This window comes from Halococcoides cellulosivorans, assembly GCF_003058365.1.
Classification (GTDB): Archaea; Halobacteriota; Halobacteria; order Halobacteriales; family Haloarculaceae; genus Halococcoides; species Halococcoides cellulosivorans.
Map to the genome: position 1 here is coordinate 506,073 of NZ_CP028858.1, position 15,016 is coordinate 521,088.

The following is a 15,016-nucleotide window of genomic DNA, read 5'->3' on the forward strand; positions in this document are numbered from 1 at the left end:
CGGCTATTCCCGTCCCAAACTGTCGGGCCGCTGGCGTTGAAAACGTTGCGTTCAGGCCCCGCGCTCACCGCTCGTCGGGACGCTTTTGGCCGCGACGCTCGTCGCTCCGACGATGGGAAACGCCGATCTCCGCGATCTCGCCGTCCTCGAACCGATCGATCCCTCCGCGATGGCCGGCGCGACGATCGCGATCGACGCGCACAACTGGCTGTATCGGTATCTCACGACGACCGTCCGGTGGACCAACGCGGCGGCCTACACCACCAGCGACGGTCGGGAAGTCGCGCACCTCCTGGGCACGCTCAAGGGCCTGCCGACGCTGTTCGAGGCGGATCTGACACCGATCTTCGTCTTCGACGGCGCGACCGTCGATATGAAAGACGACGAAGTCGCTGACCGGCGCGCTGCCCGCGAGCGCACCGAAGACGCCCTCGAAGACGCCCGCGAAGCGGGCGATCCCGTCGAGATCGCGCGTCTCGATTCCCAGCGTCAGAGCCTCTCGCCCGAGATGATCGAGACCACGATCGAACTGCTCGATCACCTCGGCGTTCCGGTCGTGAAGGCCCCCGCGGAGGGCGAGGCCCAGGCCGCCCACATGGCCGCGACCGAGGCCGTCGACTACGTCGGCACCGAGGACTACGATGCGCTCCTCTTCGGCGCACCCCAGACGCTCCGCCGACTCACGTCGAGTGACGACACCGAACTGATGGACCTCAAGGCGACGCTCGACGAACACGCGATCTCCCGCGAACAGTTGATCGACGTGGCGATCCTCTGTGGCACCGACTTCAACGACGGCGTCTCCGGTTACGGCCCCGTGACGGCCGTCGACGCGGTCCGCGAGCACGGCACTCTCGCGGGCGTGTTCGAGGCCGAGGACGTGTTCGTCGAACACGCCGACCGGATTCGCGACCTGTTTCTCGACCCGCCGGTCACCGACGACTACTCGTTCGATACCTCGATCGATCCGGACCTCGAGGCGGCCCGCGCGTTCTGTGAGACCGAGTGGGAGATCGCGAGCGACGAACTCGATCGGCCGTTCGAGCGCATCGAGGACACGCTCGTCCAGACCGGCCTGGATCAGTGGGGGTGAGGAGATAGATCTGGGGCGTAACCGTGACCGAACCGATGGGCAATCGCGATTCGGGCCCCGGCGGATTCGGACGGTCGGCGCTGACTCGGTGCGTGTTGTGGGTAATGGTGGGCAAGACATATCCTGCACCAGCCCCGACAGTGGAGTATGACGACCGTCGAGGCCAGTGACCTCCAGACGAACGAGACCGACGAGAGGGGCCGGGTCTACCTCGGGACGGAGTACGCGAACAAGCGCGTCACCGTCGCCGTCGTCGAGGTCGAACCCACGAGCCCGGACGAAGAGGAGTTAGCCGCCGCATATCGAGACACCTCCGAGCGGGCCACGGAACTGGCTGCCGAGTGGGACGCGGCCTCCGACGAGGCGTGGGATGCCCTCGACGATGCCTGAACAGGGACCCATTCGGCGGGGCGATGTCGTCATCGTTCGACTCGATCCAGCCGAGGGCCACGAGATGACGAAAACCCGACCGGCGGTCGTGGTCCAGAACGACGTCGGCAACGAGCATTCGGGGACGACCATCGTCGCCCCCGCGACGGGAACCCACCGTGGCTATCCGTTCGAGGTGGCGGTCGACGCGGCGGACTCGCCGTTCGAGACGGACTCGTCGATTCGGTGTGATCAGCTTCGCGTCGTCTCGATCGACGAGCGGATTCAAGGGGTCGTCGGGCGCCTCGACGACGAGACGATGGCGGCCGTCGACGACGCGCTTCGGGTGAGTCTGGGGCTGTAGGAGGCAGATTCCGAACTCATTCCGACCGATCGTCGACGCGCTCGCGTCCACGTTCGTTGATCTTCGCGGGGATATCTGCGACGTCACTCTCGGTGAGGTCGCTCTCGGCGGTGAGTTCGTCCATCACCACGCGAACCTTTCTCCGCAGACTGTTCTGTAACGGTTCGCCGTACTCCGGCGGATTTCGCCACGGAGAATCGACGATCTCGTCGAGTTTGACGAGGATACGGTCCTGCTCGGACGGGGAGAGTGTGCTCAGATCGTCCTCCGCTCCCGGTGCGAGTTCCCAGGTCCACCCCTCCTCACTCATTTGTACCAAATTTCTCGCGCGCCTCGTCGGCCCTCGTCGTCCGCTCTTCGCGGACGGCCTCTTCGGCTTTCAGGAGCGCAACCAACTCGTCCCGATCGAAGGTCGGGTTCTCGGTGGCGTCCCGGAGCGCGTACCGGATGTACTCGCTCCGGCTGTTGAATCCGCGGCCCTGCCAGGTCTCGTCGATCTCGTCCAGAAACGACTGCGTGAGCTTGAAGTTGACAGTGACGACCTTGTCGCCACCGCCAGGACCCGTGGTTGCTCCGGACATATAAGCGTATTACGATAGTGGTACCAGTAAGCGTTGTGGAGGAGGGCCCTCACAAACGAATCGCTATCCACTTTGTCGTCTGAGCGGCTGAATATGGCCTGAAGTGGACGATTTGTCGGGTCAATCACCGACATTCACTCTGTTCGAACGTGTCAACCATCAGGATGTGGGTGTAGATCCTGGTCGGAGGGCGTATTTTGTCGTCGTCGAGCGACCCAGTCGCCCCCGAGAGCCGAACACTCTTGTGTAGTACGAACGTACTACAGTATATGGCTCAGTCCGACACCACCCCTGACGGGAACGACGAGAAGGTCAATCTCCGACTACCGAAAGACTTCCTCGCTGACCTCGACGAGCAGTGGCAAGAACAGGGATACAACTCGCGTTCGGAGTTCATGCGCGAGGCGCTCCGCGATGCGGTCCACGGCACACGGCTCTCGACGCAGACTCTCGAAGACCTGTTGGTGAGTCACCGGCAGTTCGAGGACGGTCAAACGGTGAGCGCCCAGGAAGCGCGGGAACGGTTCGGTACGGATGAGTGATTGTCGGTGTCCGCTCACCGACTCTCGCGCTGTTCGACCTTGTTCAACTCGATCAGGAGCCGAAAGATCGCCTTCACGAGGTTGGCGTCCACGTCGAACTGCTCGGCGTTTTCGCCAGCGCGATCCATGACGCGGGTTTCCTGGTCTTCGTCGGTCGTCGGGAGGTCCTGCTCGGCTTTGACCTCCGCGATGGTGTCGGCGACGTAGGTGCGTCGTGCGATCAACTCGACGAGTTCGCGATCGATGGATTCGATCTCCTCGCGGAGCTCTGCCAGACTCATGTCGTCGGGGACCGTCGGGCTCACAGTACCCTCGCCCCCCGTGTGCGTGTCGTCGTGAACCACGTTCGTCCCTCGCGGTGATCCCACCTATCGGCCACAGCCTCTAAGTGCTCCCGATTGCCGACCGCGACGACGCTCGGCCCGGTGCCCGACAGCGAGACGCCGCGCGCGTCGGCCATCGCCTCGACCATCGGATCGGGATCGAAGCCGAGCGCGGCGGCGTACGCCAGGCCGTTGACGGTCATCGCCGTGCCGTACTCGCCCGACAGCGCCAGGTCTGCGACGTGATCGGCCATCGGCGCGATCTGTCGGCAGCGCTCGACGTCGGCGTCGGCGGAGTGAGCGGTGGCGGGTGGCGTCCAGACGAGGACGTCCCAGTGGACCCGATCGCGGACGAGCAAGTCGTCTTCGTCGTTGTCGGTGACGACGAGGCCGCCGAGCATGCTCGCGGCGGCGTCGTCGAACGCGCCCGTGACGGTCACGCCCGCGTCACGGGCGGCTTCGACGCCGATCCGGGTCGCCGCGGTCCGACTGCACGCGTCACCGGCGTCGAGGGCGTCGAGTGTCGCGAGGACGGTCGCGTTCGCGGCGGCACTCGACGATTTCAGGCCCGCGGCGGTCGGCACCGAACTTTCAGTCTCGACGTGGCCGCCCTGGCCGTCACCGAAACGGTCGACGACGCGTTCGACACACCGCTCGATCAGCGCGGTGTCGCCGTCGCCGTCGGTGATCGCGCCGGTGATCGACCCCGAATCGTCGAGCGTGACTCGCGCGGTCGTCTCGACGTCGATGGCGAACGCCGACCCGGTCCCCGTCGCGAGTGCGTTCAACACCGTCCCCGCTGCCGGTGCGGCGGCTGCTCCCTGCATGGTCGGCTTCCTGCGGCCGTGTACTTACCGGTGGCGACTCAGAGCCGCTGCAGTTCGATTTCGACGACAGTCCCGTTCTCGTCGGTGCGTGTCTCGACGCTGCCGCCCGACCGGTCGATCGCGTGGTGGGCCAGCCAGAGGCCGAGTCCGCGCCCGTGGAACAGGGGGTCGACCTCGGCCGCCCCTTCGAGAATCGACTGCGCGGTCGGCGGCAGGCCCGGCCCCTCGTCGACGATCCGGATGCGGACGGTGTCGGTCCCCCCGACCGAAATCGTCACCGTCGGTGCGTCCTGGTCGGCGTGATCCAGGCCGTTCTCGACGAGTTGGTACAGCCCACTCTCCAGTCGCGGGATCGCCAGCACCGTCAGATCGTCCGGGCAGGTCACTCTGAGTTGTGACTCGGGGAACGCACGACGAGCGCGCCGGGTGACCCGATCGATCATCGCGGAGAGATCGACCGGTTCGACGGTCGGCCGGTCGGTGAGGAGTTCGACGATTTCACGCTCCATGTCGGCCAGATCGACCAGATCGTCGGCGGTTCCGACGATGATCTGTGCGAGGTCCGCGACGTCCGCGGTGGGGTCGTTCGCGATCAGTTCGGCGTACCCGCGGATCACCGTCATGCGATTCCGGATGGTGTGGCGCAAAATTCGGTCGAGGACGCGCAGGTGACGCTCGCGTTCGCGACGGTCACTGATGTCACGGAAGATGTACAGCGAGGCGGGCTGGCCGTCGAGGTGGATCGCTGCGGCGTGTAACTCGACGGGAACGATACTCCCGTTCGGGCGGTGGAAGTCGACTTCGATCGCCGGTCGGCCCTCCAGACAGTCGTCCGCGTGCTCACAGTCGGGCAGTCGGTCGGGCTGAGCGGTCAGGGCGGCGATGGGTCTGCCTTCCAGTGTCGATCGGTCCCGAGCGAGGATGTCGGTCGCGCGGTCGTTGACGAACTCGATCCGGCCGTCGCGGACGATGGCGATGCCGTCGGGGCTCTGCCTGACGAGCGTGGAGTATCGCTCGCGCTCCTCGGCAAGTTCCTGACGGTGACGCCGCCGTTCGGAGACGTCGAGGACGAACCCCGAGATGACACCCGTCCCGTCCGGGAGTTGCCCGGTGAGACTCGCGTTCATCGACAGCCAGATCGACGCGCCGTCGGCCCGCCTGGCCTCGTACTCGAAGTCGGTGACCGATCCGGTCTCGTGAAGCTGATCGAGAAACTCCTGGCGTGTCGAGGGATCGACGTACAGGTCGGTCGTGAGGTCCTGGTAGGTTTCCAGGACGTCCTCGACGCTGTCACACCCGAGCATCGCCGCCAGTTCGGGGTTGATCCGGAGGACGTCACCGTCGACGGTGGTCTGAAAGATGCCGACGGGGGCGAGATCGAACAGCCGATACCTGAGGACGTGACTCGTCGTCGCGTCGAGACGGGCGCTCAGATCCGGAAACTGACAGTGTGTCCGCACGAATGCGCCAGTCTCGTCGTACTCGGGAATCGCGGCGACGTGGACGCGCTCGATACTTTCGTCCGCGAGTTCGAGATCGAACGTGCCGCCGGACACCGACCCGCCCATCGGGAGACAGGATTCGAGTATCGCGACCCCGTCTCGGCCGGCGAAAAACTCCTCGATCGGATGGCCCATGACGGCGTCGTACTCGTAGCCGGTCCGATCGAGCCAGTTGTCACTCGCGAATTCGATCGTGCCGGTGGATTCGACCACGACCGTCGGGACGCCTCTCGGGTCGGCGCTCTCCCGCCCGGTCGTCGACTGGTCTGTTCCGGTCGGCATGCGTTTACCCCGGTCCAGGTTCCCGACACGTTCGAACCATCATAAATTATCGATATGAACAATGAACGTGTATCCCCAAAACTGTGTTGGCCACCGACACGGCCGAAGTGGCCCGGGGGGTGTCGCGGGCCCCCCGACGGCGTCTGTCGCAGACCGGACCCCTCGTTTCGGATCGACGCTGTGGCGGGCCGCGGGCCAACGACTCATGGCGCTGGCCGACAGACGGGGACCTATGAAGACGATCAAAGACAGCGTCCACGACCACATCGACGTCGGCGGTGTGGCCCTGGACCTGCTCGACACCCCGCCCGTCCAGCGGTTGCGTCACGTCTCCCAACTCGGGACGGCGACGCTCGTCTACCCCTCCGCGAACCACACCCGCTTCGAGCACAGCCTCGGTGTCTACCACCTCGCGGATCTCGCGCTCGATCACCTCGGCGTCGAGGGTCGACAGGCCGATCGGGTTCGCGCGGCGGCACTGATCCACGACGTCGGTCACGGACCGTTCAGCCACAACCTCGAAGGCCTCGTCGCCCGCGAGACGGGCCGCGAACACGACGAAATCGGACCGCTCGTCGAGGAGAGCGCGATCGGACGCGTGCTCGCAGACCACGGCCTCGACCCCGACGCCGTCGTCGATCTGGTCGCCGGTGAGGGCCGGTTGAGCCAGATCATCGCGGGCGATCTCGACGTCGACCGGATGGACTATCTCGCCCGCGACGCCCACCACACCGGCGTCCCGTACGGCACCGTCGATCACGGCCGACTCGTCCGCTCGCTGGGCTTTTTCGACGGCGATCTCGTGCTCGGTGCGGACAGCGTCCAGACCGCCGAGAGTCTGCTGATCGCGCGGGCGCTGATGAACCCGACGGTGTACAACCACCACGTCGCCCGGATCGGGCGGGCGATGCTCGAACGCGGGGCGCGCGCCCTCCTCGATACGACGGCACCGACCGCCAGCGAGTTGCGCCGGATGGACGACCACGAACTCCTCGTTCGCCTGCGCGAAACGCCCGCGAGCGCGCCGATCGGGCGGCGGATCACCGAACGCGATCTGTACAAGCGTGCGGTCTGGGCCGAGCGGTCGGCGGTGCCCGCGGAGGTGATCGACGCCGACTACGAGGGGATTCGTTCCGTCGAGGGTGAGATTGCGGCGGCCGCCGAGATCGACCCCGAGCGGGTGATCGTCGACGTGCCCTCGCGCGCGCCGATGGTCGAGGGGTCGGCCCGCATCCTCGTCGACGGTCGGACTCGCCGGTTGGCCGAGCACTCGACGCTGGTCGGCGCGCTCGAATCCGCTCGCGACGAACAGTGGCGCCTCGGGGTGTACGCGCCTGCCGACGCGACCGACCGGGTGGGCGAGGCCGCGGTGCGCGTGCTCGGCCTCGACGGCGCACGCGTCAGCGAGACACCGCACGGCCTGAACGCCACGCTCGAACAGTTTCGGGGCGAAGAGTGATTCGCGCCGTGGACCGGGACGTTCGTGCGGAGGAAAGCGTGATACACGCGGCGCCGTGAGCACTGCCATGCACCTCTCCGGGACGCTCCTCGTCGGGCCCGAGTTCGAGCCTTGCGAGGGCCGCCTCCACGTCGCGGACGGCACGATCGAATCGATCGAACGCACCACGGTAAACAGCGACGCGATCGTGATGCCCGCGTTCGTCAACGCTCACACCCACCTCGGGGATTCGATCGCCAAGGAGGCCGGCGAAGGCCTCTCGCTCGACGAACTCGTCGCACCGCCCGACGGGCTGAAACACCGCCTCTTGGGGCAGGCCGACGACGAGACGCTCGTCGCGGCGATGGCCCGATCGATCCAGTTCATGGAACGCGCGGGCACGGCGGCGACCCTGGAGTTCCGCGAGGGCGGTCGCGACGGCGTCGCCCTCCTCGATCGCGCCCTGGCGGGGCAAGCCCTCCGGGCGGTCACGTTCGGACGTGGCGATCCATCGGTCCTCGACGTCGCGGACGGCTACGGCGCGAGCGGGGCCGCCGATCGGGATTTCACCGCCGAACGTGCGGCGGCCGCCGACGCCGACGCGCCGTTCGCGATCCACGCCGGGGAGGTCGACGCCCGCGATATCGACCCCGCGCTGGATCTCGATCCCGATCTGCTCGTCCACATGGTCCACGCCACCGAGGCCCACCTCGACCGCGTCGAACGCGAATCGATCCCCGTGGCGGTCTGTCCCCGGTCGAATCTGGCGACCGGGGTGGGTCGCCCGCCGATCGCCGCACTCCACGACCGGACGACCGTCGCGCTCGGGACGGACAACGTCATGCTGTCGAGTCCGTCGATGTTCCGGGAGATGGCCTATGCCGCCGATCTCTCGGGGGTGCCTGCCGCGGAGATCCTCGCGATGGCGACCCACAACGGCGCGCAGATCGCTGGCCTCGACGGCGGGACGATCACCGAGGGCGCGCCCGCGCGATTGATCGTCCTCGACGGCGATTCGGACAACCTCGCGGGCGTCCAGGACGTGCGCCGCGCGGTCGTCCGCCGCGCGAGTGTGGCCGACGTGACCGACGTTCTCTTGCCCGAGTGACGGTCTCTCGGGACCCGGCCGGATAGACGACCACGAACACGCTCCCCACGTGTGACGCGGCGAGAACGCTTATCATGCGCCCCGTGGTATCGCCACACATGTACGACCGGATTCTGGTCCCGACCGACGGCTCCGCAGAGATGGAGACGGTGATCGATCACGCGGTGAATCTGGCCCAGGACCACGGTGCGACACTGCACGCCGTCTACATCGTCGACACGGCGACGATGGGGCGGATGCCGGTCGACTCCTCGTGGGACTCCCTGGCCGAGATGCTCCGCGAGGACGGTGAACGCGCGCTGGCGACCGTCGAAGACCGCGCGGGCGACGTGCCCGTCGAGCGCGAGTTGCGCGAGGGCGCGCCGAGTCGAGCGATCGTCGAATACGCGGAGGCGTGCGACGCGGACGTGATCGTCATGGGGACGCACGGACGCGGTGGGATCGATCGGCTCCTCCTGGGATCGGTGGCCGAACGGGTCGTCCGGACCGCGACGGTGCCGGTGCTGGTCGTCCCGGTCCGGACCGCGGTCGACGAGACGACCGAGCGTGACTGAGTCGACCAGCGGTCGGTCTCGCCGCGTTGCGTTCCAATCTACTGCTCCCGATCGAACGGTCCGGTCGCCCCGTTCCCACACTCGAAGTTATGCTGGTTGGCGTCCTAGCTCATGTACCATGTCATCAGCAACCAAGAAATCGTCGCCCCACCGGCCGATCCTCTACGCAGATCCACCAGGACAGGCCGATGACGAGTCGACGGCATCGGATGCGGTCGGCTGTCCACATTTCGCCCGGAGTGGGCCGTTCGATCACGTCCTCTTCGTGGTCCCCGTCCACGCGTTCGATCGGGCCCGTCAGACCTGGCAGTGGCTTCGAGACGCGGACGACGCCCCCGAATCGGGGGCTGCAGTCGTGCTCTCCCCGAGTCACGCGACGAGTCCGGACGAGGTGGCTGGACTCGATCAGATCTGCATCGATCCGCACGATCTCACGGGCATCTCGATCGTTCTCTCGAAGTTTCTCGACGAGTACGCCGATTCGTCCGACCGTCTCGCGATGGCGTTTCTCGGCCTCGAACACGCCCTGAGCTATCACGATCCCGATCTCGTCTATCGATTTCTCGATTCGATCATCGCGACGGCGACCCAGCGCGGTGCCGACGTCCACGCCCACATGGATCCGGACGCCCTCGACGACCGACCCCGGAAACTGCTGTCGTCGCTGTTCGTGCCCGCGGGGCGATCCGGGTCGGCGTCGAGCGGTCCGGAGACCGCGAGTAGATCGACCGGGGCAGCGTCGTCAACCCCGACCGACGATCGGACCGCGGCGCCCCTCGAAACCGGGAACATTCCGTTCGATCCGGAGACACTCCAGCACACGGTCAGCATGAGTGCCGAGGAGATCGACGCGTTCCTCGACAGTCAGGGCCACGGTGTCATCAGCTTCGATGGGACGCCGCCGTATGCGATTCCGATGTCGTTCGGGTACGATACCGAAGACCGGGTCGCGTATCTCCACCTCTCCGAGTGGGACGGCAGCGAGAAGGCTCGCCGATTCGAGGACTCCGATCGCGTGTCGCTGGTGGTATCGAGCTTCGAGACGCCGAGCGAGTGGGCCAGCGTCATCGTCGACGGCACGCTCACGATGGCGGACGACGCGATCGATTTCGATCAGTTGCTCCGCGTGTACAACAAAGCCGACGTCGCGACGATCGACGTGTTCGATCGCCCGATCGACGAGATTGACATTCGGTGGTTCGTCCTCGAACCGATCGAGATGGTCGGGCGCCAGAGCACGAACCGGACCGAATCGGAGTGACTCACTCGGGGGCGAGCGCTCGCGCGCTGGCCGCATCGTCGGGTGTCGCGACGCCAGTCTCGATCGACCAGGTCTCGGTGTGAGAGACGGTCTCGCCGGGATCGACGGTCGCGAGCGGGCCGAGCGTCTCCAGTTCGAGCAGGTCGTCGGCGACGTACACCTCGAAGACCGACCCGGCGTCGGGATAGGTCGCCGTGGGGTCGGGATCGATCGATTTGACGAATGCGGTGCCGTCCCGGACGTACGCGCCCCAGCCGTCGGTACCGGTGACGCCGACCTTGCAGTCCTCGCCGGGGGCCTGATCGACCAGCAGGTGGTCGTCGACCCGGGTGAAGCGGTCGTCGCTGGCGTCGGTGTACGGCCAGTAGACCACCGATCGGTCGGGCAGGTCGTCCTCGGGGTCGCCACCGGCCATCGGCAGGACGGCTCGCCCGCCGGCGGCACAGACCGTCACCGCCCACGGCGCGAACTCGATCGGCCAGAGGCCGTCGTTGGTCAATCGGTGCGTCAGTTCGACGACCGGGCGGTCGGGCGCCATCGAAATGTCGATCGCCTTGCGCACGCCGGTCGTCTCCTCGGTCGGCGCGGTCAGCGTCATGCCCCGATGCTCGCGCTCGACCGCCAGGGGGTCGTTGTCGGGTTCGTACGTCCGGGGGACGGACTCGGGGGCGTGCCAGAGGCGGTGCCCGCCGTACATCGTCCACTCGTCGCGGTCGGTCGCGCCGAGGTGCTCGCCCTCGTAGAGGAGGTTCGCGCCGTCGATCGGGCCACAGTGGACCACGCGGGGGCCCACGGCCGTCGGCGCGACGAGTTCGATCTGGCCGTTCGAGACGCGCACGCAGTCGGTCCAGCCCGCGTAGTCGGTGGTAGTGACCTCAACAGGAGCCATGAGTCGGTTGTCGATCGGTCGCACGGCGTGACCTTAATCTTCCCGACGGGACCCACGCTCTGGGGTGATTGGTGGCGACTGGTAACAAAAGAACTATTTACTGGCTGTCGAATGCCGGGGTATGCACGCCGTCGTCCTCGCGGGCGGGTACGCCACACGACTCTGGCCAGTCACGCGCAACCGCCCCAAGATGGTGCTCCCGGTCGGCAATTCGGCCATCATCGATCGGGTGCTCGCCGCGCTCGACGCCGACGATCGTATCGAGTCGGTCTTCGTCAGCACGAACGAGCGGTTCGCGAGCGACTTCCGAGCGCACCTCGCGGAGGCCCCCTTCGAGAAGCCTCGGCTCTCGGTCGAGGAGACGACCGACGAAACGGAGAAACTCGGCGTCGTCGGCGCGCTCGCTCAACTCGTCGAGCGCGAAGACATCGCGGACGAGGATCTGATCGTCGTCGCCGGCGACAACCTCGTCGACTTCGATCTGAGTGCCTTCCTCGACCGGTTCGAGGCGACCGGCGATCCGACGCTCGCGGCCTACGACATCGGATCGCGCGAAGACGCCTCGGCGTACGGCATCCTGGAGGTCGAGGACGGCCGTGTCGTCGACTTCGCGGAGAAACCCGATCGCCCGTCGAGCACGCTCGTCTCGCTCGCCTGCTATGCCTTTCCCGCCGACGGGCCGACCTTTGGCGAGTATCTCGCGGGCGACAACAACCCCGACGAACCGGGCTGGTTCATCCAGTGGCTCGTCGATCGGACGACCGTCCGTGCGGTCACCGTCGACGGCGCGTGGTACGACGTCGGCACGCCCGAGAGCTATCTCGACGCGGTCGCGTGGGCGCTCGACGGCGACTGCCTGATCGACGACGCTGCGACCGTCGAGGACAGTACGATCGGCCCGAACGTCCACCTCATGCCCGGAGCGGAGGTGATCGACTCGACGGTGTCGAACGCGGTCGTCTTCGAGGACGCGACGATCGAGGCCTGTGACGTCCGCGAGTCGATCGTCGACCGCGAGACACACGTCGCGAATCTCGACCTCGCGGGCGCGCTCATCGGTGCGCACACCGAGATCAAAAACGGCCACTCACCGTAGTTCGGCGCGCGGAGCGCGGTCTCTGCGCTGGGGGATGCGATCGGTGCTCGTCTCGAACGGCAGTCGGTATACACAGTTATCCCATTTCCCACGATCGTTCGCGATATGGCCGAGAAGAATCTGCTCGGGGATGGCATGCTGTTCGGTATGGCTCTCGTCGTGGTCGCCAGTCTCGGAATCTTCGGAGCAATGGTGTACGGTCTCGTCGCCGGTGTGGATCCCGGCCCGTACGGATCGATCCCCGCGGCGACGGTGCTGGCGGGACTCGGTGTCGCTGGATCCACCGTCGGGTATCTCTCGACCAGTGGGCGACTTGCTACCGCCGACGCCACCCTCGCCAGGGATGGCGGAATGGCCTGTCTGTTTGCGGGCTTCATGTTGGCCATCCCGCTGACCGGGACCCCACTGCCAATTGGTTTCCTGCGGCTTCTCGGTGGGGTCCTGTGTGGGGCCGGCGGGATCGTCCTGTTGGGTCTCTCCCTCTGGCCTGATGCGATTCCAGACTGATCCAGAAGGGCTCAGGTGATCGCCGTTCAGTCCTCGACCGCGAATTCGACGTCGAGGTCCGCGCCGTCGGCGAGCGCGTCGATCAGGTCCCGATCCAGATCCGCCGCGGCGGCGTCGGCCTCCACGGCCACCGTTCGATCGTCGACGTAGTCGCTGGTCCGGACGACCAGGCTCCGATCGTTCTCGAAGGTCAGGTCCGGGTCGCCCCGGGCGGTGACGCGGTCGGTGTGGCCGTCGGCCTGCAGTTCGATCGTGATCGTCGCGTCGGCGGACTGGCAGGCGGCAACGAAGTCGGGCGGGAACTCGCTGGGCACCGCATCGCTTTCGATGCCGACGATGCAGTCGCCCGCCGGCGTCAGAAAGTCGTCGCTGGTGACCTCGAAGGTGCTCTCGTGGGCGGCGCTGACGTGCTCGTGACCGTGGGCCTGCAACTCGACCATGGCGGCCGTCGCGGCCCGATGCGGGAAGGCCCGTCGAAACGCGGCGAGCGCCGGACGCTCGCGACCGGTCCACGGTCGTGTGGGTGCGTCGCAACGTTTAATCCACTCTCGCGCGTACGAAACGATATACCGCCGTACTGGGGCGTGGGGTGACCCCGGGCGGCGACGACCACCCATGACACACGAATCACGCGATACGGGCCGAACAGGAACTTCTCGCCGCCGATTCCTGAAAGCTGCGGCGGGGTCGGGGGCACTCATCGCGACGGCCGGGGCGGGGGCCCTGGGCGGGGTGAACGCCGCCGATCACGGCATTCCGACGCCACAGCTGTCGGTGAGTGGCAACACGATCGTCGATCCCTCGGGCAACACCGTCAAACTCCGTGGGGTCAACATGGCCGACTCCAAGCGGCTCGACGTCACCGCGCCCGCACGGGGGATGACCGCGACACAGGTCGTCGAGATGCTGACCGACGAATCGCGGGACTTCTACCCGCGGGTGATCCGGATTCCGGTCCAGCCGGTCGATATCGGTGAACACACGCCCGGATCGATCGACGGCGCACCCGAACCCGTCGCGTTCGACGAGGAGCAACTGCGGGACTACATCGACACGCACCTCCGGCCGGTCGTCGACACCGTCGCCGCGAACAACGTCTACTGCATCCTGGACTATCACCGCCACTGGAAGCCCCTGGAGTGGGCCGAGGGCCAGACCGGCCCGATCAATCAGGACCTCCACGAGGAGGGACTCCTGTTCTGGGACGTCGTTGCCGAGGAGTTCGGTGACGAGGACCACGTCCTCTTCGAGGTGTACAACGAACCGACCGAACCCGCGCTGTACGGCGGCCAGCCCAGCGACACGTGGGTCTGTGACCTCTGGAGCCTGTTCAAAGAGCAAGTCCAACCGTGGGTCGATACGATCCGCGAGCACTCGGGCAATCACGTCATCGTCGGGTCGCCCGGGTGGAGCCAGCACATCCAGGGCGTGCTCTGTGAGGAGTTCGACGGTGGGAACCTCTCCTATACCTACCACATCTACGCGGGCCACGCCGTCAGTCAGAATCAGGGCTGGGCGCTCGGCGAAGAGTCCGCGAAGGGCGGCGGGACCTACGGCGTCTACGAGCAGGTGCCGATGTTCGTCACCGAGTTCGGCTGGCAGAGTGATCTGACGATCCAAGACCACGGCTACGGGGCCGCGACCTACCTCAAGGGGACGACCGAGGAGTTCGGCAAGCCGTTCATGGAGTTTCTGGAGTCCAGCCCGGCGATCAACTGGACGGCGTGGTGTGCCGACCCGGTCTGGCTGCCCGCGATGTTCGACCTGGGCGACTGGGCCGGCGACGGCTACGTCGACTCGGTGGGCAACCCCTACGAGGACGAGATTCCGACCGAGTGCGAGGAGTTGCCCTGCGAGTGGGATCTCAAACCCGATCAGGCCGACATGGGCCAGTTCATCATGAGCACGCTCGCGGACAAGCGCGACGACATGATCCCCTCGGGCGAGATACCCGACACGACGACCACCACCCCGGGCGGCGAGACGCCCGACTGGCCCGCGGGCGCGACCGACCCCGACGGCGACGGCCTGTACGAAGACCTCTCGGGTGACGGCGACCTGAACTTCCCGGACGTGAACCATCTCTTCCAGAACTCCGATTCGAGTGCGGCACAGGCCAACACGCAGTTCTACGACTTCGATGGCGACGGCGACCTCGACTCCCAGGACGTGCTCGCGCTGTTCGAGTTGGTCTGATCACACTGCGGGTCGAGTCACACCGGGAATGGGTCGCAATATCGCTTGCCTCGGGCGGTAGGAGTGTAGGACGGGCGCGCTCCG

At 66.6% G+C, this 15,016-nt stretch carries 18 protein-coding genes; 11 read left to right on the forward strand and 7 right to left on the reverse strand.

Going from position 1 to position 15,016, the window contains the following annotated elements:
• The first annotated feature begins 112 nt into the window (after positions 1 to 112).
• The 3 genes from fen to HARCEL1_RS02445 all read left to right on the forward strand — a co-directional run bounded on the left by fen (position 113) and on the right by HARCEL1_RS02445 (position 1,826).
• Positions 113 to 1,093, forward strand: a complete 981-nt coding sequence (gene fen / locus HARCEL1_RS02435; RefSeq protein ID WP_108381018.1) for a flap endonuclease-1 — start codon at positions 113 to 115, stop codon at positions 1,091 to 1,093.
• A gap of 147 nt (positions 1,094 to 1,240) precedes the next feature.
• The gene (locus HARCEL1_RS02440; protein ID WP_108381019.1) at positions 1,241 to 1,483 is read left to right on the forward strand and encodes a hypothetical protein; all 243 of its coding nucleotides are present in this window, start codon (positions 1,241 to 1,243) and stop codon (positions 1,481 to 1,483) included.
• Positions 1,476 to 1,826 (forward strand): type II toxin-antitoxin system PemK/MazF family toxin, encoded by a 351-nt coding sequence (locus HARCEL1_RS02445; RefSeq protein ID WP_108384053.1) that lies wholly within the window; start codon positions 1,476 to 1,478, stop codon positions 1,824 to 1,826. The genes HARCEL1_RS02440 and HARCEL1_RS02445 overlap by 8 nt, the downstream gene beginning before the upstream one ends.
• Positions 1,827 to 1,842: 16 nt before the next feature.
• Here the strand turns inward: HARCEL1_RS02445 and HARCEL1_RS02450 are convergent, their stop codons facing one another.
• Together HARCEL1_RS02450 and HARCEL1_RS02455 are read right to left on the reverse strand one after the other, a co-directional pair.
• A complete protein-coding gene (locus tag HARCEL1_RS02450; RefSeq protein ID WP_108381020.1) occupies positions 1,843 to 2,136 on the reverse strand; it encodes a type II toxin-antitoxin system RelE family toxin in 294 nt (97 codons plus the stop codon).
• Positions 2,129 to 2,407, reverse strand: coding sequence for a ribbon-helix-helix domain-containing protein (locus tag HARCEL1_RS02455; protein ID WP_108381021.1), 279 nt, complete (start codon positions 2,405 to 2,407; stop codon positions 2,129 to 2,131). The genes HARCEL1_RS02450 and HARCEL1_RS02455 overlap by 8 nt, the downstream gene beginning before the upstream one ends.
• A 269-nt stretch (positions 2,408 to 2,676) precedes the next feature.
• Here HARCEL1_RS02455 and HARCEL1_RS02460 point away from each other — a divergent pair, with 269 nt between their 5' ends.
• The gene (locus tag HARCEL1_RS02460) at positions 2,677 to 2,949 is read left to right on the forward strand and encodes a ribbon-helix-helix domain-containing protein (RefSeq protein ID WP_108381022.1); all 273 of its coding nucleotides are present in this window, start codon (positions 2,677 to 2,679) and stop codon (positions 2,947 to 2,949) included.
• Between the two features lie 14 nt (positions 2,950 to 2,963).
• On the opposite strand, the gene HARCEL1_RS02465 is transcribed toward HARCEL1_RS02460, so the two are convergent.
• Genes HARCEL1_RS02465 through HARCEL1_RS02475 form a run of 3 tightly spaced genes read right to left on the reverse strand, consistent with a single transcriptional unit; the run spans position 2,964 to position 5,883 of the window.
• Positions 2,964 to 3,230, reverse strand: coding sequence for a chorismate mutase (locus HARCEL1_RS02465; protein WP_108384054.1), 267 nt, complete (start codon positions 3,228 to 3,230; stop codon positions 2,964 to 2,966).
• Positions 3,231 to 3,250: 20 nt separating this feature from the next.
• Positions 3,251 to 4,099, reverse strand: a complete 849-nt coding sequence (locus HARCEL1_RS02470) for a shikimate kinase (RefSeq protein ID WP_108381023.1) — start codon at positions 4,097 to 4,099, stop codon at positions 3,251 to 3,253.
• 38 nt (positions 4,100 to 4,137) lie between these two features.
• The gene (locus tag HARCEL1_RS02475) at positions 4,138 to 5,883 is read right to left on the reverse strand and encodes a PAS domain-containing protein (protein ID WP_108381024.1); all 1,746 of its coding nucleotides are present in this window, start codon (positions 5,881 to 5,883) and stop codon (positions 4,138 to 4,140) included.
• Between the two features lie 232 nt (positions 5,884 to 6,115).
• Between HARCEL1_RS02475 and HARCEL1_RS02480 the strand changes: the two genes are divergently transcribed.
• From HARCEL1_RS02480 to HARCEL1_RS02495, 4 genes are all read left to right on the forward strand, one after another.
• On the forward strand, positions 6,116 to 7,342 hold the full coding sequence (locus HARCEL1_RS02480) for an HD domain-containing protein (RefSeq protein WP_108381025.1): 1,227 nt from the start codon (positions 6,116 to 6,118) through the stop codon (positions 7,340 to 7,342).
• 67 nt (positions 7,343 to 7,409) lie between these two features.
• On the forward strand, positions 7,410 to 8,429 hold the full coding sequence (locus tag HARCEL1_RS02485; protein ID WP_108381026.1) for an amidohydrolase family protein: 1,020 nt from the start codon (positions 7,410 to 7,412) through the stop codon (positions 8,427 to 8,429).
• Positions 8,430 to 8,527: 98 nt separating this feature from the next.
• A complete protein-coding gene (locus tag HARCEL1_RS02490; protein ID WP_108381027.1) occupies positions 8,528 to 8,983 on the forward strand; it encodes a universal stress protein in 456 nt (151 codons plus the stop codon).
• Positions 8,984 to 9,101: 118 nt separating this feature from the next.
• Positions 9,102 to 10,244, forward strand: coding sequence for a DUF7504 family protein (locus HARCEL1_RS02495; RefSeq protein WP_108381028.1), 1,143 nt, complete (start codon positions 9,102 to 9,104; stop codon positions 10,242 to 10,244).
• A 1-nt stretch (position 10,245) separates the two neighbouring features.
• On the opposite strand, the gene HARCEL1_RS02500 is transcribed toward HARCEL1_RS02495, so the two are convergent.
• Positions 10,246 to 11,133, reverse strand: a complete 888-nt coding sequence (locus HARCEL1_RS02500; RefSeq protein WP_108381029.1) for a hypothetical protein — start codon at positions 11,131 to 11,133, stop codon at positions 10,246 to 10,248.
• A 121-nt stretch (positions 11,134 to 11,254) separates the two neighbouring features.
• On the opposite strand from HARCEL1_RS02500, the gene HARCEL1_RS02505 reads away from it, so the two are divergent.
• Together HARCEL1_RS02505 and HARCEL1_RS02510 are read left to right on the forward strand one after the other, a co-directional pair.
• Positions 11,255 to 12,229: a sugar phosphate nucleotidyltransferase gene (locus HARCEL1_RS02505; RefSeq protein ID WP_108381030.1), complete on the forward strand. Its 975-nt coding sequence runs from the start codon at positions 11,255 to 11,257 to the stop codon at positions 12,227 to 12,229.
• A 105-nt stretch (positions 12,230 to 12,334) separates the two neighbouring features.
• A complete protein-coding gene (locus HARCEL1_RS02510; RefSeq protein ID WP_108381031.1) occupies positions 12,335 to 12,736 on the forward strand; it encodes a hypothetical protein in 402 nt (133 codons plus the stop codon).
• 26 nt (positions 12,737 to 12,762) lie between these two features.
• Here HARCEL1_RS02510 and HARCEL1_RS02515 read toward each other — a convergent pair whose 3' ends face one another.
• On the reverse strand, positions 12,763 to 13,176 hold the full coding sequence (locus HARCEL1_RS02515; RefSeq protein WP_108381032.1) for a DUF371 domain-containing protein: 414 nt from the start codon (positions 13,174 to 13,176) through the stop codon (positions 12,763 to 12,765).
• Between the two features lie 175 nt (positions 13,177 to 13,351).
• Here HARCEL1_RS02515 and HARCEL1_RS02520 point away from each other — a divergent pair, with 175 nt between their 5' ends.
• Entirely contained in the window at positions 13,352 to 14,932 is a 1,581-nt protein-coding gene (locus HARCEL1_RS02520) for a glycoside hydrolase family 5 protein (RefSeq protein WP_159076985.1), read from the forward strand.
• The last annotated feature ends 84 nt before the right edge of the window (positions 14,933 to 15,016 follow it).

What these genes read in the sequence shown, in the direction of transcription:
- fen (WP_108381018.1), top strand. Translation starts at nt 113, where the DNA reads ATGGGAAACGCCGATCTCCGCGATCTCGCCGTCCTCGAACCGATCGAT.
- HARCEL1_RS02445 (WP_108384053.1), top strand. Translation starts at nt 1,476, where the DNA reads ATGCCTGAACAGGGACCCATTCGGCGGGGCGATGTCGTCATCGTTCGA.
- HARCEL1_RS02500 (WP_108381029.1), bottom strand. Translation starts at nt 11,133, where the DNA reads ATGGCTCCTGTTGAGGTCACTACCACCGACTACGCGGGCTGGACCGAC.
- HARCEL1_RS02465 (WP_108384054.1), bottom strand. Translation starts at nt 3,230, where the DNA reads ATGAGTCTGGCAGAGCTCCGCGAGGAGATCGAATCCATCGATCGCGAA.
- HARCEL1_RS02460 (WP_108381022.1), top strand. Translation starts at nt 2,677, where the DNA reads ATGGCTCAGTCCGACACCACCCCTGACGGGAACGACGAGAAGGTCAAT.
- HARCEL1_RS02510 (WP_108381031.1), top strand. Translation starts at nt 12,335, where the DNA reads ATGGCCGAGAAGAATCTGCTCGGGGATGGCATGCTGTTCGGTATGGCT.
- HARCEL1_RS02520 (WP_159076985.1), top strand. Translation starts at nt 13,352, where the DNA reads ATGACACACGAATCACGCGATACGGGCCGAACAGGAACTTCTCGCCGC.
- HARCEL1_RS02515 (WP_108381032.1), bottom strand. Translation starts at nt 13,176, where the DNA reads ATGGTCGAGTTGCAGGCCCACGGTCACGAGCACGTCAGCGCCGCCCAC.
- HARCEL1_RS02470 (WP_108381023.1), bottom strand. Translation starts at nt 4,099, where the DNA reads ATGCAGGGAGCAGCCGCCGCACCGGCAGCGGGGACGGTGTTGAACGCA.
- HARCEL1_RS02450 (WP_108381020.1), bottom strand. Translation starts at nt 2,136, where the DNA reads ATGAGTGAGGAGGGGTGGACCTGGGAACTCGCACCGGGAGCGGAGGAC.
- HARCEL1_RS02485 (WP_108381026.1), top strand. Translation starts at nt 7,410, where the DNA reads ATGCACCTCTCCGGGACGCTCCTCGTCGGGCCCGAGTTCGAGCCTTGC.
- HARCEL1_RS02480 (WP_108381025.1), top strand. Translation starts at nt 6,116, where the DNA reads ATGAAGACGATCAAAGACAGCGTCCACGACCACATCGACGTCGGCGGT.
- HARCEL1_RS02475 (WP_108381024.1), bottom strand. Translation starts at nt 5,883, where the DNA reads ATGCCGACCGGAACAGACCAGTCGACGACCGGGCGGGAGAGCGCCGAC.
- HARCEL1_RS02505 (WP_108381030.1), top strand. Translation starts at nt 11,255, where the DNA reads ATGCACGCCGTCGTCCTCGCGGGCGGGTACGCCACACGACTCTGGCCA.
- HARCEL1_RS02495 (WP_108381028.1), top strand. Translation starts at nt 9,102, where the DNA reads ATGTCATCAGCAACCAAGAAATCGTCGCCCCACCGGCCGATCCTCTAC.
- HARCEL1_RS02490 (WP_108381027.1), top strand. Translation starts at nt 8,528, where the DNA reads ATGTACGACCGGATTCTGGTCCCGACCGACGGCTCCGCAGAGATGGAG.
- HARCEL1_RS02455 (WP_108381021.1), bottom strand. Translation starts at nt 2,407, where the DNA reads ATGTCCGGAGCAACCACGGGTCCTGGCGGTGGCGACAAGGTCGTCACT.
- HARCEL1_RS02440 (WP_108381019.1), top strand. Translation starts at nt 1,241, where the DNA reads ATGACGACCGTCGAGGCCAGTGACCTCCAGACGAACGAGACCGACGAG.